We start from the raw sequence: 21,117 nt of genomic DNA on the forward strand, positions 1-21,117 counted from the left end.
GACATAACGAGCGCGCGCATGACCTTCTCCCTGCTTCGTTTCATCTTTGCCTGCCTGCTGCTGCCTTGTCTTTGGACGGGCAGAGCGGAGGCCGTCAGCTTCCCGGAGCTCGGCAGCGCCGTCCCCGGCCACGGCGATGTCACCTATCTCGATCTCGCCAGGATGGTCATTCCCGATCTGGCCGCGGACAAGGACGGCTTTTTCCGGGGTTCGATGCCGATCGAGATGCGCCACATCGCTGGTCCGGACTACGACGGCTCGCCGCCGGCGACGTCGGGTCTTTCCAACGCCGGCGTGCTCGGCATCAAGGCCGGCGGCAAGGAGCGGCTGACCATGCTGTTCGACCTCGGCGACTCGCCTGACAGTGCCGAGGGCTATGCGGTGCTGGCACTCTACGACATCACCGGCAAGCCGGCCCTGCTCGACGCGGTCAATGTCGCTGTCGACCGCATCACCTATCTTCGCGATCCGGGCAAGCTGCCGATCGGGCCTAGTGACGACGCCATCATCAGCATGAGCACGCATTTCAATTCGAGTCAGGGCTATGGGATCACGCCGCTGATCATGGTCCGCAGCGACAGGTTCGAGCTGATCGACATGATCTATACGTTCGACGAAAACCTCTGCACCAACCGAAGGACGCAGAATGCGGCGTTCCAGGCGATTGCTGACGGCCAGCCCTATGCAGCCATCAAGGTTACGGTGACCGACGCGACGGTACCGGGCGAAGAAAGCTGCGACGGCCAGCAGCCGCCAGCGGCGTCTTCGCGCAACATTTCCGTCACCTATCATTGGGACAAAAACGCTTCGCACTACGTCAAGGATTCCGACGCGCTGGACCGATTGGCAGAAGAGAACGCCAAACGCTTCTGAGCCAACCGCATTTGTTTGCCCGGCGCGTTCCGCCGGGCTAGAATTTGCCTCACATTCTGCACTGGAGGGGAGCATCCATGGATAAGGGCAAGATTTTTCGCGACCTGCATGCCTCGATCTTCGTCATGGCCAATTCCTGGGACGTCGGCACGACCAAGCTTTTGGCCTCGTTCGGCTTCAAGGCGCTGGCGACGACCAGCGCCGGTTTTGCCTTTTCGCGCGGCCTGCCCGATGGCGCGGTGACGTTCGAGGCGATGATCCACCATTGCCGTGAAGTGTCGGCGGCGACCGGGCTGCCGGTTTCGGCGGATCTCGAAAAGGGCAAGGGCGACAGCGCGACAAGTGCGGGCGAGACGATCTTCGCCGCCGAGGCGGCTGGCCTCGCCGGCTGCTCGATCGAGGACCATACCGGCGAGCCCGACAAGCCGATCTATGATTTTTCGCATGCGGTCGAGCGCGTCGCGGCGGCGGCGGAAGCGGCACGGGCGCTGAAACGCGATTTCGTCTTCACCGCGCGGGCCGAGAATTTCCTGTGGGGCAAGCCCGACCTCGACGATACGATCAAGCGGCTGCAGGCGTTCGAGAAAGCCGGCGCCGACGTGCTCTATGCATCAGGGCTGAGCGACATCGAGACGGTGCGGACCGTCTGCTCGGCGCTGACCAGGCCGGTCAACGTCATGGCCAGGCCTGGCTTCACCATCGCCGACCTAGCCATGGCGGGGGTAAAGCGCGTCTCGCTCGGCCCATGGCTCACCAATTTCGCCTTCGGCATGCTGGAGACCGCGGCGCGCGAGATCCAGCAGGACGGCACGTTCGGCTTCACCCGCGCCGCCATGCCGTTCGGCAAGCTGCAGGCGCTGTTTGCCAAATCTTCAGCCTAGGTAGGCCCCGGCGAATGACGCTCACCGTCGTCGACATGCACACCGGCGGCGAGCCACTGCGGATCGTCACCGGCGGCTACCCCGACATTCCCAAGGGCACGATTCTCGAAAGGCGTGCCTATGTGCGCGACCATCTCGATCATCTCAGAAAGATCCTGATGTTCGAGCCGCGCGGCCATTACGACATGTATGGCGCGCTGCTGGTGGAGCCTGACCTGCCGGGCGCCGACCTCGCGGTGCTGTTCATGCACAATGAAGGCTATTCGACGATGTGCGGCCACGCCATCGTCGCGCTCGGCCGCTATGCCGTCGACGAGCGGCTGGTGGCGCCACGCGAGCCGATGACGACGGTCAATATCGAGGCGCCATGCGGGCTGATTTCGGCTGCGGTCGAGGTAAGGGATGGCAAGGCCGGTGCGGTGTCATTCGAAAGCGTGCCGGCGTTTCTGTTTGCCCGCGACCAGCGGATCGAGCTGCCGGGCTACGGCGCAGTCGGCTTCGACATCGCCTATGGCGGCGCCTTCTATGCGCTGGCCGACTGCCGCCAGTTCGGGCTGGAATTCGGCAGGAACCGGGTGCGCGATTTCGTCGATGCAGCGACGGCGCTGACCAATAAGCTCAAGGCCGAATTTCCGCTGTCGCATCCCGACCATGCCGATCTCGCCTTTCTCTACGGCACCATCCTGACCGACGGACAGGATGCGTTCTCCGACACGCCGACCAAAAACATCTGCGTTTTCGCCGAGGCCGAGGTTGACCGTTCGCCGACCGGCTCGGGCGTCACCGCGCGGCTGGCGGCCATGCACGCCAAGGGCCAGATCGAGATTGGCCGGACACGGCTGTTCGAGAGCATCGCCGGCTCGCGCTTTTCCGGCGCGGTCGTACGCACGGCCAAAGCCGGGCCGCATGACGCCATCATCGCCCGCGTCGGCGGCCGCGCTTACTACTCAGGGCGGGCCGAATTCATTGTCGAGGACGACGACGAACTGGGGCGCGGCTTTCTGCTGCGCTAAGCATCATCCCGCGCCGAGATCGCCTTGTGCAGGTGCACCATCATGGCGGCGGCGAACAGCGGCGTCAGAAGGTTGAGCAGCGGCACGGCGAGGAAGGCGGCGACAACCAGCCCGGCCAGGAACACGGTGACCGCGTGCTTCCTGCGCAGCGCCTTGGCCTCGGCCTCCGGGCGAAAACGCATGGCGGCGAACTCGAAGAACTCGCGCCCGAGCAGATAACCGTTGACGACGAAGAAAGCGGCGATATTGATGCCTGGCACCAGCAGAAGCAGCAGGGCGACGATGTTGCCGAGGATGACGACGCCGAAGAACCTGATCGCCAGCACCAGCGAGCGCAGCGCCGGCACGACGCGGCCGGGCGGATCGTTGGGATAGTCGGTGCGCTCGACGACTTCGGCGACGTCGTCGAGGAACAGGCCAGCGATGATCGCCGTCACCGGCGCGATGAGCAGCGCCAAGCCCAGCGCAAGGCCGATGCCGGCGACGACGGCGCCCAGCCATCCGGCCCAGGAGGGCAGGCTGGGCAGCCATGCATCGATCCATGGCCAGGCCAGCCAGTCGAACAGGCCCTTGATCCCGAACCAAAGTGCCGCCAGCGTCAGCAAGGTCAGCCCCAGCGTCTTCACGAACACGGAACGGAATTCGGGCGAGAACAGCCGGCTCAAGGCGGCGCGGGCGGCGTCGAGGATCACGGCGTTTCCAATTCCATGTCAAACGTGCTCGTGGCTGAGATCTCCGGAATAGGCGGCGACAGCGCAGGCCGCAAGCGCCCTAGCGCGCGACCTTCGCCTGGGGAATGGTCATCGCCGCCACGCCGACGACGACCAGGGCCATTCCCCACCACGCGCTCGGACCAAGGCTTTCGCCAAGGAACACGGCTCCGATAGCAACGCCGATCGGCACCCGCAGATAGGCTTGCGAGGTGGTGCCGACGGAGCCCAGCGTGTGGAGGAGACGGAAATAGATGCAAAAGGCCAGCGCGGTTGAAAACACCGAAAGCCCGAGCAGCGCAAGGATCGAAGCTGTCGACGGCGCCAAGGTCCATGGCTGGTCGAACGCAAGGCCCAAGGGGATCAGCATCGCGGCGCCGCAGAGCATCGAACCGGCGGCCGGCACCATCGGGTCGAGCCCCCTGAAGCCGCGGCCGAAAACGGCCGCGCCGGCATAGCAGATCGTCGCCGCGATCACGGCAAGTTGCGGTAACAATTGCTGTCCGAGGCCGCCAAGCGCCGGGGCGCCGACAACGAGGCATATTCCGGCTATTCCCGCCGCGACGCCAAACAGCTTGCGCATGGTCGACGGTTCGTGGCGGGTGATGAGGGCGGTCAGCAAGAAGGTAAAGATCGGCGAGGTCGCATTCAGGATCGTGGCCAGCCCGGCATCCAGCGAGCGCTCGGCCCAAGCGATCAGCGTGAACGGCACGACGCTGTTGAGGCATGCCTGGAATGCAAACCGGCGCCAGCTTGTGGCATCACCCGGCAAGGTCAGCCCGCGCCAGCGGATCAGGGCAAGCAGGATGCCACCCGCGATCAGGGTTCGCGCGGCGATCAGCGTCACCGGCGGGATCGTCGCAACGCCGATCTTGATGAAGCTGTAGGATGCACCCCAGAGCACCGCCAACACGACGAGCAGCACCAGCTCGATCCTCGTGTCGGTTTTCATTGACATGGCCGGCGGGCACCTCTGGGCATCGCTCATCTCAGCCATGCTTGTAAGCCAGGCACGCGAGAAATGCTTCGGCCGCCATCCAACGATGGTGGCTATGCTGACATTCGTCGGATCGCCGCATTGTCGACTAGGCAAAGCCGCATCAAACCGCTAGACCCGCCCGCGCCCGGCATGGCAGAAAGCCGGTGGGTTTTTGGCGGAGACATGAATTGATGCCGGACTATGACGTGCTTTGTATCGGAAATGCCATCGTCGACATCATCGCCCAGTGCGACGAGGCGTTCCTGGAGACCAACGGCATCATCAAGGGCGCGATGAATTTGATCGACACGCGGCGCGCCGAACTGCTCTACAGCCGCATGGGCCCGGCCATCGAAGCCTCGGGCGGCAGCGCCGGCAACACGGCGGCGGGCGTCGCCTCCTTCGGCGGTCGCGCCGCTTTCTTCGGCAAGGTCTCCAACGACGCGCTCGGCAAAATCTACGCGCATGACATGCATGCCCAGGGCGTCGCCTTCGACACCAGGCCGCTCGATGGCGAACCGCCGACGGCGCGCTCGATGATCTTCGTCACGCCGGACGGCGAGCGCTCGATGAACACCTATCTCGGCGCCTGCGTCGAGCTCGGCCCGGAGGATGTTGAGGCCGACAAGGCGTCGGGCGCCGCCGTCACCTATTTCGAGGGCTATCTGTGGGACCCGCCGCGCGCCAAGGAAGCGTTCCGGCAGACGGCGAAGTTCGCCCATGCCGCCGGGCGCGAAGTGTCGATGACATTGTCGGACTCGTTCTGCGTCGACCGCTACCGCGACGAATTCCTCGACCTGATGCGCTCGGGCACCGTGGATATCGTCTTTGCCAACAGCCACGAGATCAAGTCGCTCTACCAGACCGCGTCCTTCGACGAGGCGCTGGCGCAGATCCGCAGGGACTGCAAGATCGCCATTGTCACCCGTTCGGAAAAGGGCTCGGTCATCGTGCGCCGCGACGAGACCGTCACGATCGAGGCGACCGGGATCCGCGAGCTGGTCGACACGACAGGCGCCGGCGACCTCTACGCCGCCGGCTTCCTCTACGGCTACACGCAAGGCCGCGGCCTGAAGCAGTGCGGTGATCTCGGCTCGCTGGCCGCCGGGCTGGTCATCCAGCAGATCGGCCCAAGGCCACGCCAGAATCTGCGCCGAGAGGCCGAGCAGGCGGGGTTGCTGTAGGGGCGCGCCTCTTCCTTCTCCCCTTGCGGGAGAAGGTGGATCGGCGCGCAGCGCCGAGACGGTTGAGGGTGTTGGACGGAGTGCTGCCGGCGCCAAGCTGGAACACCCCTCATCCGACCTCGCTTCGCTCGGCCACCTGCTCCCACAAGGGGCGAAGGGAGAGGCGCTGCTGCTGCCCGCTCCTCAAGCCCCCGCGCTATACGCCGCGATCGCCGCCATATTCACGATATCTGAGTCCTTGGCGTTGAGCGAAACAATCTGGACCGGCTTGTTCAGGCCGACCAGCAGCGGGCCGATGACGGTCGAGCCGCCGAGCTCCTGCAGCATCTTGGTCGAGATCGAGGCCGAGTGGAAAGCCGGCATGATCAGCACATTGGCCGGACCGGTCAGCCTGATGAACGGATACTGCGCCATGGCGCGGGCGTTGAGCGCCACGTCGGCGGCCATCTCGCCGTCATACTCAAAATCGACGCGGCGCTTGTCGAGGATGCGCACCGCTTCCTGGACGCGCTCGGAGCGCTCGCCTTGCGGATGGCCGAAGGTGGAATAGGCGAGCATGGCGAGCCTCGGCTCGTAGCCCATGCGGCGGGCGAAGCCGGCGGCCTCCTCGGCGATGTCGGCGATCTGTTCGGCATTCGGCATGTCGTGCACGGCGGTGTCGGCGACAAGCACGGTGCGACCCCGCGCGAGCACGATCGACACGCCGATGACGCAATGGCCGGGCCTTGCGTCGATGACGCGGCGGATGTCGTCGAGCGCCGTCGAATAGTTGCGGGTAACGCCGGTGACGATGCCGTCGGCATCGCCCAGCGCCACCATGCAGGCGGCGAAATGGTTGCGGTCGTTGTTGATCAGCCGCTGGCAGTCGCGGAACAGGAAGCCTTTGCGCTGCATGCGCTCGTAGAGATAATCGGTGTAGACGGAGTTGCGCCGCGACAGCCGCGCATTGATGATCTCGATGCCTTGCTTGCCGAGGTCGATGCCGGCATTCCGGGCGTTTTCCTTGATGATGTCGTCGCGGCCGAGCAGGATGGCGGTGCCGAGCCGCTGGTTCACATAAGAGACGGCGGCGCGCATCACCTGCTCCTCCTCGCCCTCGGCAAAGACGATGCGCTTGGGCTGGCGGCGCACGCGGTCGTAGATGCGCTGCAGCGTCGAGGCGATCGGGTCGCGGCGGGCGGAAAGCTCCTGCGCGTAGCGGTCGAGATCGAGGATCGGCTTGCGCGCGACGCCGGAGTCCATCGCCGCCTTGGCGACCGCGATCGGGATCGCCGAGATCAGCCGCGGGTCGAACGGCACCGGGATGATGTAGTTGGGGCCGAATTTCGGCCGGTTGCCCTGATAGGCGGCGGCGACGTCGTCGGGCACGTCCTGGCGCGCCAGCTCCGCCAGCGCCCGGGCGGCGGCGATCTTCATGTCGTCGTTGATGGTGGTCGCCCGCACATCGAGCGCGCCGCGGAAAATGTAGGGGAAGCCAAGCACGTTGTTGACCTGGTTGGGATAGTCGGACCGTCCCGTCGCCATGATGGCGTCGGTGCGGATCTCGGCTACCTCCTCCGGCGTGATCTCGGGGTCGGGATTGGCCATGGCGAAGATGATCGGGTTCTTGGCCATCGACTGCACCATCCTGGTGGTCAGCGTGCCCTTGGCCGAGAGGCCGAGGAACACGTCGGCGCCGTCCAGCGCCTCGGCCAGCGAGCGCGCGCCGGTTTTGACGGCATGCGCCGATTTCCACTGGTTCATGCCTTCGGTGCGGCCCTGGAAGACGACGCCTTTGGTGTCGCAAAGGATGATATTCTCAGGCGCAAAGCCCATCGCCTTCATCAATTCGATGCAGGCGATGCCGGCAGCACCGGCGCCATTGCAGACCATTTTCGTGGTCTTCATGTCGCGGCCGGTGATTTCCAGCGCGTTAATCAGCCCGGCGGCCGAGATGATGGCGGTGCCGTGCTGGTCGTCATGGAACACCGGTATGTCCATCAATTCGCGCAGCCGCTGCTCGATGATGAAGCATTCCGGTGCCTTGATGTCCTCGAGGTTGATGCCGCCGAAGGAGGGGCCGAGAAAGCGCACGCAGTTGATGAATTCGTCGGCATCCTCGGTGTCGACCTCGAGGTCGATGGAATCGACATCGGCGAAGCGCTTGAACAGCACCGCCTTGCCTTCCATCACCGGCTTCGAGGCCAGCGCGCCGAGATTGCCGAGGCCGAGGATAGCGGTGCCGTTGGAGATGACGGCGACCATGTTGCCGCGAACCGTGTAGTCGAAGGCGCGGCTCGGGTCCTCGGCGATGGCGAGAACCGGCACCGCGACGCCCGGCGAATAGGCGAGGCTGAGATCGCGCTGCGTCGCCATCGGTTTTGTGGCGACGATCTCCAGCTTGCCCGGACGGCCCATGGCGTGGAATTCCAGCGCCTCCTGGGCGCTGACTGAGGGCCCGTTGCTTTCGGTTTTCTTGGCCATGGTACTCTTGGTTTCCTCGCCCGTACGGCACCGCTTGAGATGGGTGCGCATGCTTTCTTTTGTGGAAGGTTCGGGATTAAGGCTACACTTCGCCGCTGTAAACCGCCAAGCATGGCTTGGAAACTTTTGGAAGCAGCTTTTTGAACGACGAGACGCCCATTCGAAGCGACAACGCCACGCCGGCCTTCGCGCCGGCGACGCCGATGATGGAGCAGTACATCGAGATCAAGGCGGCGAACCCGGATTCGCTGCTGTTCTACCGCATGGGCGATTTCTACGAGCTGTTCTTCGACGATGCCGAGAAGGCAAGCCGGGCGCTCGGCATCGTGCTGACCAAGCGCGGCAAGCACCAGGGGCTCGACATCCCGATGTGCGGCGTGGCGGTGCACGCCGCCGACGATTATTTGCAGAAGCTGATCGGCCAGGGGTTCCGCGTCGCCGTCTGCGAGCAGATCGAGGATCCAGCCGAGGCCAGGAAGCGCGGCGGCAAATCGGTGGTGCGCCGCGATGTTGTGCGGCTGGTGACGCCAGGCACCATCACCGAGGACAAACTGCTGGCGCCGTCGGAATCGAGTTTTCTGATGGCGCTGGGACGGGTCAAGGGCGGCGCCGAGCATTCCTTCGCGTTGGCCTGGATCGAGATCTCGACCGGTGTCTTCCGCGTCGCTGAAACCACCGCCGACCGGCTGCTCGCCGACGTCTTCCGTGTCGATCCGCGCGAGCTGATCGTCGCCGAACCGGTGTTTTACGACCCGGAGCTGAAACCGGTGTTCGACGTGCTCGGCCGCGTCGCCAGCCCGCAGCCGCCGTCGCTGTTCAATTCGGCTTCGGCCGCCGGCCGCATCGCCCGCTTCTTCGAGGTGGCGACGCCTGACAGTTTCGGCTCGTTTTCGCGTGCCGAGCTGTCGGCGATCTCAGGCGTCATCGCGTATGTCGAGAAGACGCAGAAAGCGGAGCGGCCGCCGCTGTCGCGGCCGGAGCGCGAGGAGCAGGGATCGACACTGTTCATCGACCCGGCGACGCGCGCCAATCTGGAGCTGCTGCGCACGCTGTCCGGCAGCCGCGAGGGGTCGCTGTTCAAGGCGATCGACCGCACGGTGACCGGTGGCGGCGCAAGGCTGCTCGCTGACCGGCTGATGGCGCCGCTGACCGACCCGGCGGCAATCGCTGCAAGGCTGGATTCGGTGTCGTTCTTCCGCTCCGAGACGCGCCTCTGCCAGGCGGTGCGGGCCAGCCTGAAGAGCGTCGCCGACATGCCGCGCGCGCTGTCCAGGCTGGCGCTCAACCGCGGCGGTCCGCGCGATCTCGGCGCGCTGCGCGCCGGTTTCGAAGCGGCCGGCGCCATCGCCGGACTGTTCGGGCAAACCGCCTTGCCCGCCGAACTGGCGGCGGCGCTAGCGGCCATCAAGGCACTGCCCGGCGCGCTGGCGGCGCATCTGACGCAGGCGCTCAGCGACGAGCTGCCGCTGCTGAAGCGCGACGGCGGCTTTGTCCGTGGCGGCTACCACGCCGAGCTCGACGAAATGCGGGCGCTGCGCGACGAGTCGCGAAAAGTGATCGCCGGGCTGGAGCGTTCGCTGATCGACGAGACCGGCATCCGCTCGCTGAAGATCAGGCACAACAATGTGCTGGGATACTACATCGAAGTCACCGCCAACCACCATGCGCTGATGACCGGCAGCGACGGCGCCAAGGCGCGCTTCATCCACCGCCAGACCATGGCCAACGCCATGCGCTTTACCACCACGGAACTCGCCGAGCTGGAATCGAAGATCGCCAATGCCGCCGACCGGGCGCTGGCGATCGAGCTTGCCGCTTTCGAGACGCTGACGGCGGAAGTCGTCCGCCAGGCCGACACGATCCGCACCGGCGCCGAAGCGCTTGCCGTGCTCGACGTTTCGGCCGCACTTGCCTTGCTTTCCGAAAGCGAGGCCTGGTGCCGGCCGCTGGTCGATGCGAGTCTTGCCTTCGAGATTTCGGGTGGACGCCATCCGGTGGTCGAACAGGCGCTGCGGCGTTCCGGCGAAGGCCCGTTCGTCGCCAATGACTGCGATCTGTCGCCGCAAGGCGATGCCAAGGCCGGCGCGATCTGGCTGCTGACCGGCCCCAATATGGGCGGCAAGTCGACCTTTCTCAGGCAAAACGCGCTGATCGCCATCCTTGCCCAGACCGGCTCCTTCGTGCCGGCGGCATCAGCCCATATCGGCGTCGTCGACCGGCTGTTTTCGCGGGTCGGCGCCTCCGACGATCTGGCGCGCGGCCGCTCGACCTTCATGGTCGAGATGGTCGAGACAGCGGCGATCCTCAACCAGGCCGGCGAACGCGCACTGGTCATCCTCGACGAGATCGGCCGCGGCACCGCCACCTTCGACGGCCTCTCGATCGCCTGGGCGGCGGTCGAATATTTGCACGAGAAAAACCGCTGCCGGGCGATCTTCGCCACGCATTTCCACGAGATGACGGCGTTGGCCGGAAAACTGCCGCGGCTCTCCAACGTCACCATGCGGGTCAAGGAATGGGAGGGCGACGTGGTCTTCCTGCACGAGGTCGGCAAGGGTGCCGCCGACCGTTCCTACGGCGTCCAGGTAGCGCGGCTGGCCGGCCTGCCGGAAGCCGTCGTCGGCCGGGCCAAAGAAGTGCTGCACCAGCTTGAAGCCGGAGAGGTCTCGGGCAAGGCCAACCGCCTGGTCGACGACCTGCCGCTGTTTTCCGTGGCGGCGAAGCGGGAAGCGTCGAAGCCGGCCAGGAGTGATGGGCTGGGTGAAGCGCTAGCGGAGATCAATCCCGACGAGATGACGCCACGCGAGGCGCTGGAAGCGCTGTACCGGCTGAAGGGGATGGTGGGGAAGTAGTGCTCGTCCGATAGCGCTCTACGGCGCCCCCCTCTGTCCTGCCGGACATCTCCCCCTCAAGGGGGGAGATTGGCAGTTTCGCTGACAGCGCTTTTTCCTTCGACGTTCGAAGTTGGCGAAAGCCGATGCGAGATCCAATCTCCCCCCTTGAGGGGGAGATGTCCGGCAGGACAGAGGGGGGTGTGACGGAACGCTGCTTTGGCTTGCCTTCCGCCCCACCCCCCTCAAATCATCGCCAGGCCCGACTTCCGCCTCGGCGGTGGGAAGGCGCGGTCAATTTCGGCGAAATCTTCGCTCGTGAGCTCGATGTCCAACGCCGCGACATTCTGCCGGATATGCTCCGGGCGGCTAGCTTTGGGAATCGCGATCACCCCGTCCTGCGCCATCACCCAGGCAAGCGCGATCTGCGCCGGCGTCGCACCGTGGCGAGCGGCGATGGCATCTAACCTGGCATTGCGCGCCAATACCCCCTGATCGACCGGCGAATAGGCCATCAGCGGCATACCGCGTTGCCGGCTCCACGGGGCGAGGTCGAACTCGACGCCGCGCTGCGACAGATTGTAGAGCACCTGATTGGTCTGGACGTTGCCGCCGGCCGGCAATCGGACCAGCTCTTCCATCTCGCCGGTATCGAAATTGCTGACGCCCCAATGGCGGATCTTGCCGGCTGCCTTCAACGCTTCGAATGCCTCGACCGTTTCCGTCAAGGGCACGCTGCCCGGCCAATGCAGCAAATAAAGATCGATGCGGTCGGTGGCGAGATGCCTCAGGCTGTTCTCGCAGGCCCGTTTCACGCCGGCGCGCGAGGCATTGGACGGCAGCACTTTGGACACCAGGAAAACCTCGTCGCGGCGACCAGCGATGGCCTCCGCCACCACCTCCTCGGCACCGCCGCTGGCATACATTTCGGCGGTGTCGATCAGCGTCATGCCGAGATCCAGCCCGAGCTTCAGGGCATTGGCCTCGTCGCCACGGCGGCGGCCGTCTTCGCCCATCTTCCAGGTGCCCTGGCCGAGCACCGGCACGGCTTCGCCGCAGGGCAGGGTGGTCGTTCGTATCGTCGATGGCATGGCATGCTCCAGTCCGAGGCCCGGATAGCACCATAGCCGCCAAGCGAAATCCAGGTGAAGCAGAAATCCAGGTGAAGCCTCTCGCCTGGATTCCTCGACAGCGTGACGCCTACTTCACCGGATGGGCGGCGAGCCAGTCCTGCATCTGCTTGATCTCGGCTTCCTGCGCCGCGATCACCGCTTCGGCCAGCTTGCGGATTTCCGGATCCTTGCCATTGGCGAGCTCGACCTTGGCCATGTCGATGGCAGCCTGGTGATGCGGGATCATGCCGCGGGCGAAATCGACATCGGCATTGCCGGAATATTCGATCGCCATCATGTCGGTATGCATCTTGTCCATCGCCGCCTTGTAGCCCTCGGTCGAGGGGCTCTGCGCGCCCATGGCGCCCATGTCGTGCTTCATCTCCTCGGCTTGTGCAGGAACGCTTTCGAGGAAAACAGCAAGCAGCATTCCCGCCGCCATCATCAGCAGCACGATCTTCTTGGCCAAGGTCATTCATCGTCTCCTTTTTTGAACAGGGTGTATCTGGAAGTTTTACTCAGAGTTTCAATGTCCTGAGCCGCAATGCGTTGGCGATGACCGAAACCGAAGACAGGCTCATCGCCGCCGCCGCAATCATCGGCGACAACAGCGTGCCGGTGAGCGGATAAAGCACGCCGGCAGCCACCGGCACGCCAAGCACATTGTAGAGAAAAGCGAAAAACAGGTTCTGGCGGATGTTGCGGATCGTCGCGCGGGCCAGCGTCCTGGCCCTGACGATACCGTTGAGATCGCCCTTGACCAGCGTAATCCCCGCACTTTCGACCGCAACATCGGCGCCGGTGCCCATGGCGATGCCGACATCGGCGGCGGCAAGTGCCGGCGCATCGTTGACGCCATCGCCGGCCATGGCGACGCCGGCACCGCCGGCGCGCAACTCCTCGACCAGCGCGTTCTTCTGTTCGGGCAAAAGCCCGGCATGCACCGCGTCGATGCCGAGCTTGGCGGCGATGGCCTTGGCGGTGCGCTCATTGTCGCCGGTCGCCATGACGATCTTCAGCCCGCTGTCATGCAGCGCCTTGATCGCCTCGGCGGTGGTCGCCTTGATCGGGTCGGCGACGGCGACGAGGCCGGCGAGCTTGCCTGCGACAGCGACGAACATCGCGGTCTTGCCGTCGGACTGCAGCGCCTCGGCACTGGCCAGGACCGATGCCGTATCGATGCCGAGATCGGCCATCATCGCGGCATTGCCAAGCGCCACCTTCTGTCCCGAAACCGTGCCGGAAACACCCTTGCCGGTGCCAGCCTCGAAACCGCTCGCGTCGGGGACCTTCACCCCGCGTCCGCGGGCGCCGTCAACGATCGCCTCGGCCAGCGGATGCTCCGAGCCTTTTTCCAGCCCGGCGGCGAGCGCCAGCAACTCGTCTTGCGCCATGCCTTCGACGGCAACGACGTCGGTCAGTCGCGGCCGGCCTTCGGTCAGCGTTCCCGTCTTGTCGACGATCAGCGTGTCGACCGAGGCAAAGCGCTCGAGCGCCGCCGCTTCCTTGATCAGCACGCCGGCATGCGCGCCGCGCCCGGTAGCGGTCATGATCGACATTGGGGTCGCAAGGCCCAGCGCACATGGACAGGCGATAATCAGTACCGAGACCGCCGCGACGATGGCAAACACCAGGCTGGGTTCCGGTCCGACGATCGCCCAGGCGATAAACGCAATGATCGCGACCAGCACGACGGCCGGGACGAAGTAGAACGAGACGCGGTCGGCCAACCCCTGGATCGGCGCGCGTGAACGCTGCGCCTTGGCGACAAGCTCGACGATCCGCGCCAGTGTCGTCTCGGCGCCGATCTTTTCGGCGCGCATGACCAGTGAGCCATTCTTGTTGAGCGTGCCGCCGGTGAGGTTGTCGCCTTCGGTCTTTTCGACCGGCAGCGGCTCGCCCGTGATCATCGATTCGTCGATGGAGGAGCGTCCTTCGAGCACAATGCCGTCGACCGGCACGGCGTCGCCGGGGCGGATGCGCAAGCGGTGGCCGGCTTTGACCGTTTCGAGCGGCACGTCGTTTTCGGAACCGTCCGCGCCGATCAGCCGCGCCGTCTTCGGCGCCAGGTCGAGCAGCGCGCGGATCGCCGAGCCGGTTTTCTCACGGGCACGCAATTCCAGCACCTGGCCGAGGAACACCAGCGCAACGATCACTGCCGCCGCCTCGAAATAGACCGGCACGGTGCCATCATGGCCGCGGAACTGGTGCGGAAAGAGGCCCGGAAACAGTGTGGCGACGACACTGTAGAGATAGGCGGCACCGACGCCGAGCGAAATCAGCGTCCACATATTGGGGCTGCGATTGAGGATCGAATCCCAGCCGCGGTGGAAGAACGGGAATGCCGCCCACAGCACCACGGGGCTCGCCAGCGCCAGCTCCAGCCAGACCTTCGCGCGGTCGTCGATGAAGGCCTGGAATGTCAGGCCGAGCATCGGTGCCATGGCGATGACCAGCAACGGCACGGACAGCACCGCGCTCACCCAGAAGCGCCTGGTGAAATCGACCAGTTCGGGGTTAGGCCCCTCGTCGCCGGTCGGCACGCCCATCGGCTCCAGCGCCATGCCGCAGATCGGGCAGGAGCCGGGCTTGTCGCGGATGATTTCAGGATGCATCGGGCAGGTGTATTGCGTGCCCTTGGGCATCGCCTGCGGCGCCGGCTTGTCGCCGAGATATTTTGCCGGCTCGGCCTCGAACTTCGCCTTGCAGCCGGCGGAGCAGAAATAGAAGCCTTGGCCCTCGTGGCGCAAAAAGTGCTTGGCCGTGGCGCGATCGACGCTCATGCCGCAGACGGGATCGGTGGCGGTCAGATATTTTTCAGGTTCGGCGACGAATTTCGAACGGCAGCTTTCGCTGCAGAAATGATAGCGATGGCCGCCATGCTCGGCGGTCGGCTTGCCGGCGGCCGCATCGACGGTCATGCCGCAGACCGGATCGCGGACGACGGCGTCCGCGGCAGGGGAGGCGCTCTTTGCCGAGCAGCAGCTGCCATGGCTGTGATGATCGTGGTCGGAATGCGTCATGCCGAAAGCCTCTGTGTTTCGATGTTGCGGCGGAGGTAGTGCTTCCAGTAACTGGAAGGTCAAGGGCTCATTTCGATTTTTGGTGGCCAAGCCCAAACCCAACCGGCTGCGGGCATGAGACGATCGTCCTGTTCCACCGCTGGCGAGAACGCGTCCGTCCGCCCCATACCCAGCGCCGCGAAAACGCGCTATAGACGCCGCCGAAACGGCGAGGCCGAAAGGCATTTATGGCAAGAATATCCCTGAAGCTCGAGGAACTGATCGACGGCGAAGCCTTGCGCCGCGAGATGACCGAACTGACCGCGGCCACGGCAGGCGACGGCTCCGGCAAGGCCGCGCGCGGCGGCGTCCTCAAGCTGCTCAAAAGCCGGCTCGCCGACGGGCGCACTGTCGCCGAACGCATGCTGATGGACGACGGCAGCGGCACCGCCTGCGCCGCCCGGCTGTCGCATCTGATGGATGAGATCATCCGTGCGCTCTACGATTTCGCTGCCACCCATGTCTACCGCGTGAAAAACCCATCGTCGGCCGAGCGCATGGCGGTCGTCGCCGTCGGCGGCTATGGCCGCGGCACGCTGGCGCCGGGGTCCGACATCGATCTCCTGTTCCTGCTGCCCTACAAGCAGACGCCGTGGGGCGAGCAGATCGTCGAATATATGCTCTACATGCTGTGGGACCTCGGGCTGAAGGTCGGCCACGCGACGCGCAACATCGACGAGTGCCTCAGGCTGTCGCGCACCGACATCACCATCCGCACCTCGATCCTGGAGGCGCGCTTCCTGTGGGGCGAGCAAAAGCTCTATGACGAGCTTCTGCAGCGCTTCGACCACGAGGTGGTGCGCACCACCGGCCCCGAATATGTCCAGGCCAAGCTCGCCGAACGCGACGAGCGCCACGCCAAGGCCGGCGAGAGCCGCTACCTGGTCGAACCCAACGTCAAGGACGGCAAGGGCGGCCTGCGCGACCTGCAGACGCTGTTCTGGATCGCCAAATATTTCTACCGGGTGCGCACCGGCGAGGAACTGGTCGACAAGGGCGTCTTCACCGACGCCGAATACAGGGAATTCCAGAAGGCCGAGGACTTCCTGTGGGCGGTGCGCTGCCACATGCATTTCCTCACCGGCAAGGCGGAGGAGCGGCTGCATTTCGACATCCAGCGCGACATCACTGAGCGGCTCGGCTACACCACCCATCCCGGCCTGTCGGCGGTCGAGCGCTTCATGAAGCACTACTTCCTCGTCGCCAAGGATGTCGGCGACCTGACCCGCATTTTCTGCGCCGCGCTGGAAGAGGAGCAGGCCAAGCATGTGCCGGGCTTCAACCGCATCTTCCTCACCTTCTCGCGGCGCAAGCGCAAGCTCGCCGGCACGGCCGATTTCATCGTCGACAACCACCGCATCAACATTGCCGACGACGAGGTGTTCGAGCGCGATCCGGTCAACCTGCTCAGGCTGTTCTGGTTTGCCGACAAGCACGGCCTGGAATTCCACCCCGATGCGCTGAAGCTTTTGACCCGCTCTCTCGGCCTCGTCGGCAAGGCGCTCAGGCGCGACGAGGAGGCCAACCGGCTGTTCCTCGACATCTTGACCTCGGACCGCAACGCCGAGCTCAATCTGCGGCGAATGAACGAGGCCGGACTGCTTGCCAAGCTGATCCCGGACTTCGGCAAGATCGTCGCCATGATGCAGTTCTCGATGTATCACCACTACACCGTGGACGAGCATTTGATCCGCTGCATCGGCGTGCTGGCCGAGATCGAGCGCGGCGACGGCGAAAAAGTGCATCCGCTTTCCCACGCGCTGATGCCGGGGCTGAAGAAGAGCCGCGAGGCGCTCTACGTCGCCGTGCTGCTGCACGACATCGCCAAGGGCAGGCCGGAGGACCATTCGCAAGCCGGCGCCAGGATCGCCCGGCGCATCTGCCCGCATATGGGGCTCTCGCCGGCCGACACCGAAACGGTCGCCTGGCTGGTCGAGAACCACCTCGTCATGTCGATGACGGCGCAGACCCGCGATCTCAACGACCGCAAGACGATCGAGGATTTTGCCGCCATCGTGCAGTCGGTCGAACGGCTGAAAATGCTTTTAGTGCTTACCGTCTGCGATATCAGAGGCGTCGGGCCTGGTGTCTGGAACGGCTGGAAAGGCCAGTTGCTGCGCACGCTCTACTACGAGACCGAGCTTTTGTTGACCGGCGGGTTTTCGGAGGTGTCGCGCGCCAAGCGGACGGCGGCGGCGCGCGAGCAACTGGCCGAGGCGCTTGCCGACTGGCCGGAAAAGGCCCGCAAGCGTTATGTCGGCCAGCACTACGAGAACTATCTGCTGGCGGTCGATCTTCCCGACCAGCTGCGCCATGCCGAATTCATCCGCGAGGCCGATCACGCCGGCAAGAAGCTCGCCACCATGGTCAAGACCCACCAGTTCGAGGCGGTGACCGAGATCACGGTGCTGGCGCAGGACCATCCGCGCCTGCTCTCGGTGATTGCCGGCGCCTGTGCTGCGGCCGGCGGCAACATCGTCGACGCGCAGATATTCACCACTTCGGACGGCCGCGCGCTCGACACCATCCTGATCTCGAGGGAGTTCGACCGCGACGAGGACGAGCGTCGCCGTGCCGAGCGCGTCGGCCGGCTGATCGAGGACGTGCTGTCGGGCAAGAGCTGGCTGCCCGAAATGATCGAGAAGCGCACCAAGCCACGGCGCGGCGCCAAGGTCTTCCGCATCCCGCCACGCGCCGAGATCCGCAACACCCTGTCGAACCGGTTCTCGGTGATCGAGGTCGAAGGACTGGACAGGCCGGGCCTTCTGTCGGAGATCACCGGCATGTTGTCGGACCTGTCGCTCGACATCGCCTCGGCCCACATCACCACCTTCGGCGAAAAGGTCATCGACACGTTCTACGTCACCGATCTCACCGGCCAGAAGATCGACAGCCCGTCGCGTACGGCGACCATCCGCAACAGGCTGATCGCGGTGCTCGAGGGCACGGCGTCCGAGCGCGGCAAGACCAAAACGGCCGCCGAGTGACTGTTACCTTCCATTTGCCCCAATCCCACAGGCAGTCTTCAAGCGCATGAGCCTTGTCAAGAAATTCGCCACGGTCGCTTCCGGCACGCTGATGAGCCGCGCCCTCGGCTTTGGCCGCGAGATGCTGATGGCTGCCGCACTCGGCACCGGGCCGATCGCCGACGCCTTCAACGCCGCCTTCCAGTTTCCCAACACCTTTCGCCGGCTGTTCGCCGAAGGCGCCTTCAACGCCGCCTTCGTGCCGCTGTTCGCCAAAGAGATCGAGACGCACGGCACCGACGGCGCCAAGCGTTTTTCCGAAGAGGTGTTCGGCGTCTTGTTCACCGCGCTTCTGGCGCTGACCATCGCCATGGAACTGGCGATGCCGCTGATCGTGCGCTACCTGGTGGCGCCGGGCTTTGCCGACACGCCCGGAAAATTCGAGATGACGGTGGCACTGGCGACCGTCATGTTCCCTTACCTGATCTGCATGTCGCTCGGCGCCATGATGGCCGGCATGCTGAATTCGCTGCGCCGCTATTTCGCCGCCGCGGTGGCGCCGGTGTTCCTCAACATCATCCTCATCGCCGTGCTTGCCTATGCCTGGTACAAGGGTTCGGACGCCCGCACCGTCGGTTTCGGGCTGGCCTGGGGCGTACTGGCGGCCGGCTTGGTGCAGCTGGCGATCGTCTGGGCGGCGGTGCGCCATGCCGGCATTTCGATCGGCTTCCGCCGGCCGAAGATGACGCCCAGCGTCAAGCGGCTGCTGATCCTGGCACTGCCGGCGGCGATCACCGGCGGCATCACCCAGATCAACCAGCTGATTGGCACGGCGATCGCGTCGGCGCAGGACAGCGCGGTGTCGTCGCTGGCCTATGCCGACCGCGTTTACCAGCTGCCGCTGGGCGTCGTCGGCGTCGCCGTCGCCATCGTGCTTTTGCCGGAACTGTCGCGGGCGCTGAAGTCAGGCAATCTGGTCGAGGCGGCCAATCTGCAGAACCGCTCGGTCGAGTTCACCCTGTTCATGACCTTGCCGGCGGCGGCCGCCCTGCTGGTCATGTCCGAGCCGATCGTGCGGCTGGTCTATGAGCGCGGCGCCTTCGCCGCCAACAATTCGACGCCGACGGTCGCGGCAATCCTGGCGATCTTCGGCCTCGGTCTGCCGGCCTTCGTGCTGATCAAGGCCTTCACCCCAGGCTATTTCGCCCGCGAGGACACGCGCACGCCGATGATTTTCGCCGCCATCTCGGTGGCGGTTAACATTACGACGGCGCTGACGCTGTTTCCGACCATGGGCGCGCCCGGCATCGCGGTTGCCTCCGCCGTCGCCGGCTGGGTCAATGCGGCGATGCTGCTGGCCGTGCTGATCCGGCGCGGCCATTGGGGCCGCGACGTGCCGCTGATGAAACGCATTCCGCGGCTGGTGCTGTCGGCAGCGGTGATGGCCGCGGCCCTCTATTTTGCCGAACACTGGTTCGCCGCAAGTCTCGCCTCCGGCTCGCCGCTGGTGATCAAGGCGGTAACGCTGCTTGCGCTGGTCGCTGGCGGGGCGCTGCTTTACTTCGTCACTGCGTTTGCCACCGGGGGTGCCGATTTCGGCATGATCCGACGCAATATCGGGCGGAAGGGCTCCCAGCCGGTCAACGAGCAATCTCCGGATTCGTGAGGCGGAAAATTCGTCAGCGCCAATTTTGTTCTTGCTTTGTGCCGGCAGCTATGCTACTGATTTGCGTATGGTGCTGATTCGCACCGACGACCCCGCCGCAAGGCGGGTTTTTGATTCTGGTCGGCGCCATCCCCTTCAAACAGCCTTCTGTGGCGTCTTGCTCGGCCACGGTCAAAGCCCTGCGCGGCCTAGCCAACACCCCTCTTGATCGTCTTCTCGCTCTCGTCCATAAGCGCGCCGTCGCAAGACTTTCGCCGCGCGCGAAACGGCCCTCCACAAGCCAGGGAAACACCATGCCCGACCTCAACCAGCTCGCCTTCAAGCCACTCGTCTTTTCCGGTGTCCAGCCAACCGGCAATCTGCACCTCGGCAATTATCTCGGCGCCATCAAGAAATTCGTCGCCCTGCAGGACACCTCCGACTGCATCTATTGCGTCGTCGACCTGCATTCGCTGACCGCGCAGCTCGTCTATGAGGATCTTCAGGACCAGACGCGTTCGATCACCGCGGCGTTTCTCGCCTCCGGCATCGATCCGACCAAGCACATCGTCTTCAACCAGTCGCGGGTGATGCAGCACGCCGAGCTTGCCTGGATCTTCAACTGCGTGGCGCGCATCGGCTGGATGAACCGCATGACGCAGTTCAAGGACAAGGCCGGCAAGGACCGCGAGAACGCCTCGCTCGGCCTGCTCGCCTATCCCTCCCTGATGGCCGCCGATATCCTCGTCTACCGCGCCACCCATGTGCCGGTCGGCGACGACCAGAAGCAGCATCTGGAGCTGACCCGCGATATTGCGCAGAAATTCAACAACGACTTTTCGGACCGCATCGCGGCGCTTGGCGTCGGCGTCGAGATGCAGGTCGGCGAAGAGACGGTGAACGGCTATTTCCCGCTGACCGAGCCGGTCATCGGCGGCCCGGCGGCGCGCATCATGTCGCTGCGCGACGGTTCGAAAAAGATGTCGAAGTCCGACCCGTCGGACCTGTCGCGCATCAACCTGACTGACGATGCCGACGCCATCTCGAAGAAGATCCGCAAGGCCAAGACGGACCCGGAGGCTTTGCCCGGCGAACTGGACGGGCTTGCCGGCCGGCCGGAAGCGGAAAACCTCGTCGGCATCTATGCCGGCCTCGCCGAAATATCGAAAGAGGCGGTGCTGAAGGAATTCGGCGGCCAGCAGTTTTCGGTGTTCAAGCCGGCGCTGGCCGATCTCGCGGTGGAAAAGCTGGCGCCGATCGCCGGCGAGATGCGCCGCATCTCCGGCGACCGCGCCTATGTCGACGCGGTGCTGCGGGATGGCGGCGAGCGTGCCGGCACATTGGCCGAAGCGACGATGAAGACCGTGCGCGACATTATCGGCCTGCTGCAAGGCTAAT

The 21,117-nt window shown here is 65.0% G+C and carries 14 protein-coding genes; 8 read left to right on the top strand and 6 right to left on the bottom strand.

The window, feature by feature from the left end:
- Positions 1–18: 18 nt before the first annotated feature.
- The 3 genes from NKH01_RS12015 (at position 19) to NKH01_RS12025 (ending at position 2,767) form a co-directional block, all read left to right on the top strand.
- The gene (locus NKH01_RS12015) at positions 19–873 is read left to right on the top strand and encodes a hypothetical protein (RefSeq protein WP_353020296.1); all 855 of its coding nucleotides are present in this window, start codon (positions 19–21) and stop codon (positions 871–873) included.
- 77 nt (positions 874–950) lie between these two features.
- Positions 951–1,754: an isocitrate lyase/PEP mutase family protein gene (locus NKH01_RS12020; protein ID WP_353020297.1), complete on the top strand. Its 804-nt coding sequence runs from the start codon at positions 951–953 to the stop codon at positions 1,752–1,754.
- A gap of 14 nt (positions 1,755–1,768) precedes the next feature.
- Positions 1,769–2,767: a proline racemase family protein gene (locus NKH01_RS12025; RefSeq protein ID WP_353020298.1), complete on the top strand. Its 999-nt coding sequence runs from the start codon at positions 1,769–1,771 to the stop codon at positions 2,765–2,767.
- Here NKH01_RS12025 and NKH01_RS12030 read toward each other — a convergent pair.
- Together NKH01_RS12030 and NKH01_RS12035 are read right to left on the bottom strand one after the other, a co-directional pair.
- On the bottom strand, positions 2,764–3,459 hold the full coding sequence (locus NKH01_RS12030; RefSeq protein ID WP_352908645.1) for a sulfate transporter family protein: 696 nt from the start codon (positions 3,457–3,459) through the stop codon (positions 2,764–2,766). The two genes, NKH01_RS12025 and NKH01_RS12030, sit on opposite strands and share 4 nt — an antisense overlap.
- Before the next feature lie 79 nt (positions 3,460–3,538).
- A complete protein-coding gene (locus tag NKH01_RS12035) occupies positions 3,539–4,429 on the bottom strand; it encodes a DMT family transporter (protein WP_502912616.1) in 891 nt (296 codons plus the stop codon).
- Between the two features lie 218 nt (positions 4,430–4,647).
- Here NKH01_RS12035 and NKH01_RS12040 point away from each other — a divergent pair, with 218 nt between their 5' ends.
- Positions 4,648–5,640: an adenosine kinase gene (locus tag NKH01_RS12040; RefSeq protein ID WP_353020301.1), complete on the top strand. Its 993-nt coding sequence runs from the start codon at positions 4,648–4,650 to the stop codon at positions 5,638–5,640.
- Between the two features lie 183 nt (positions 5,641–5,823).
- On the opposite strand, the gene NKH01_RS12045 is transcribed toward NKH01_RS12040, so the two are convergent.
- The gene (locus tag NKH01_RS12045) at positions 5,824–8,103 is read right to left on the bottom strand and encodes an NADP-dependent malic enzyme (RefSeq protein WP_023717919.1); all 2,280 of its coding nucleotides are present in this window, start codon (positions 8,101–8,103) and stop codon (positions 5,824–5,826) included.
- A gap of 140 nt (positions 8,104–8,243) precedes the next feature.
- Here NKH01_RS12045 and mutS point away from each other — a divergent pair, with 140 nt between their 5' ends.
- Positions 8,244–10,955, top strand: coding sequence for a DNA mismatch repair protein MutS (mutS, locus tag NKH01_RS12050; protein WP_353020303.1), 2,712 nt, complete (start codon positions 8,244–8,246; stop codon positions 10,953–10,955).
- A gap of 224 nt (positions 10,956–11,179) precedes the next feature.
- Here the strand turns inward: mutS and NKH01_RS12055 are convergent, their stop codons facing one another.
- From NKH01_RS12055 to NKH01_RS12065, 3 genes are all read right to left on the bottom strand, one after another.
- A complete protein-coding gene (locus NKH01_RS12055) occupies positions 11,180–12,025 on the bottom strand; it encodes an aldo/keto reductase (RefSeq protein ID WP_353020304.1) in 846 nt (281 codons plus the stop codon).
- 109 nt (positions 12,026–12,134) lie between these two features.
- On the bottom strand, positions 12,135–12,521 hold the full coding sequence (gene copM / locus NKH01_RS12060; RefSeq protein ID WP_353020306.1) for a CopM family metallochaperone: 387 nt from the start codon (positions 12,519–12,521) through the stop codon (positions 12,135–12,137).
- A 43-nt stretch (positions 12,522–12,564) separates the two neighbouring features.
- Positions 12,565–15,069: a heavy metal translocating P-type ATPase gene (locus NKH01_RS12065; protein WP_353020307.1), complete on the bottom strand. Its 2,505-nt coding sequence runs from the start codon at positions 15,067–15,069 to the stop codon at positions 12,565–12,567.
- Between the two features lie 227 nt (positions 15,070–15,296).
- On the opposite strand from NKH01_RS12065, the gene NKH01_RS12070 reads away from it, so the two are divergent.
- The 3 genes from NKH01_RS12070 (at position 15,297) to trpS (ending at position 21,116) form a co-directional block, all read left to right on the top strand.
- On the top strand, positions 15,297–18,095 hold the full coding sequence (locus tag NKH01_RS12070) for a [protein-PII] uridylyltransferase (RefSeq protein WP_353020308.1): 2,799 nt from the start codon (positions 15,297–15,299) through the stop codon (positions 18,093–18,095).
- A gap of 46 nt (positions 18,096–18,141) precedes the next feature.
- Entirely contained in the window at positions 18,142–19,740 is a 1,599-nt protein-coding gene (murJ, locus tag NKH01_RS12075) for a murein biosynthesis integral membrane protein MurJ (protein WP_352483310.1), read from the top strand.
- A gap of 293 nt (positions 19,741–20,033) precedes the next feature.
- Entirely contained in the window at positions 20,034–21,116 is a 1,083-nt protein-coding gene (gene trpS / locus NKH01_RS12080; RefSeq protein ID WP_352483309.1) for a tryptophan--tRNA ligase, read from the top strand.
- Position 21,117: the final 1 nt, after the last annotated feature.

The organism is Mesorhizobium sp. M1403 (genome assembly GCF_040317695.1).
In the GTDB taxonomy this organism is placed as follows: domain Bacteria; phylum Pseudomonadota; class Alphaproteobacteria; order Rhizobiales; family Rhizobiaceae; genus Mesorhizobium.

Coding starts and splice junctions, on each gene's coding strand:
- NKH01_RS12020 (WP_353020297.1), top strand. CDS start 951: ATGGATAAGGGCAAGATTTTTCGCGACCTGCATGCCTCGATCTTCGTC.
- trpS (WP_352483309.1), top strand. CDS start 20,034: ATGCCCGACCTCAACCAGCTCGCCTTCAAGCCACTCGTCTTTTCCGGT.
- NKH01_RS12045 (WP_023717919.1), bottom strand. CDS start 8,103: ATGGCCAAGAAAACCGAAAGCAACGGGCCCTCAGTCAGCGCCCAGGAG.
- NKH01_RS12055 (WP_353020304.1), bottom strand. CDS start 12,025: ATGCCATCGACGATACGAACGACCACCCTGCCCTGCGGCGAAGCCGTG.
- NKH01_RS12065 (WP_353020307.1), bottom strand. CDS start 15,069: ATGACGCATTCCGACCACGATCATCACAGCCATGGCAGCTGCTGCTCG.
- copM (WP_353020306.1), bottom strand. CDS start 12,521: ATGACCTTGGCCAAGAAGATCGTGCTGCTGATGATGGCGGCGGGAATG.
- NKH01_RS12035 (WP_502912616.1), bottom strand. CDS start 4,429: ATGAAAACCGACACGAGGATCGAGCTGGTGCTGCTCGTCGTGTTGGCG.
- NKH01_RS12070 (WP_353020308.1), top strand. CDS start 15,297: ATGGCAAGAATATCCCTGAAGCTCGAGGAACTGATCGACGGCGAAGCC.
- NKH01_RS12025 (WP_353020298.1), top strand. CDS start 1,769: ATGACGCTCACCGTCGTCGACATGCACACCGGCGGCGAGCCACTGCGG.
- murJ (WP_352483310.1), top strand. CDS start 18,142: ATGAGCCTTGTCAAGAAATTCGCCACGGTCGCTTCCGGCACGCTGATG.
- NKH01_RS12015 (WP_353020296.1), top strand. CDS start 19: ATGACCTTCTCCCTGCTTCGTTTCATCTTTGCCTGCCTGCTGCTGCCT.
- NKH01_RS12040 (WP_353020301.1), top strand. CDS start 4,648: ATGCCGGACTATGACGTGCTTTGTATCGGAAATGCCATCGTCGACATC.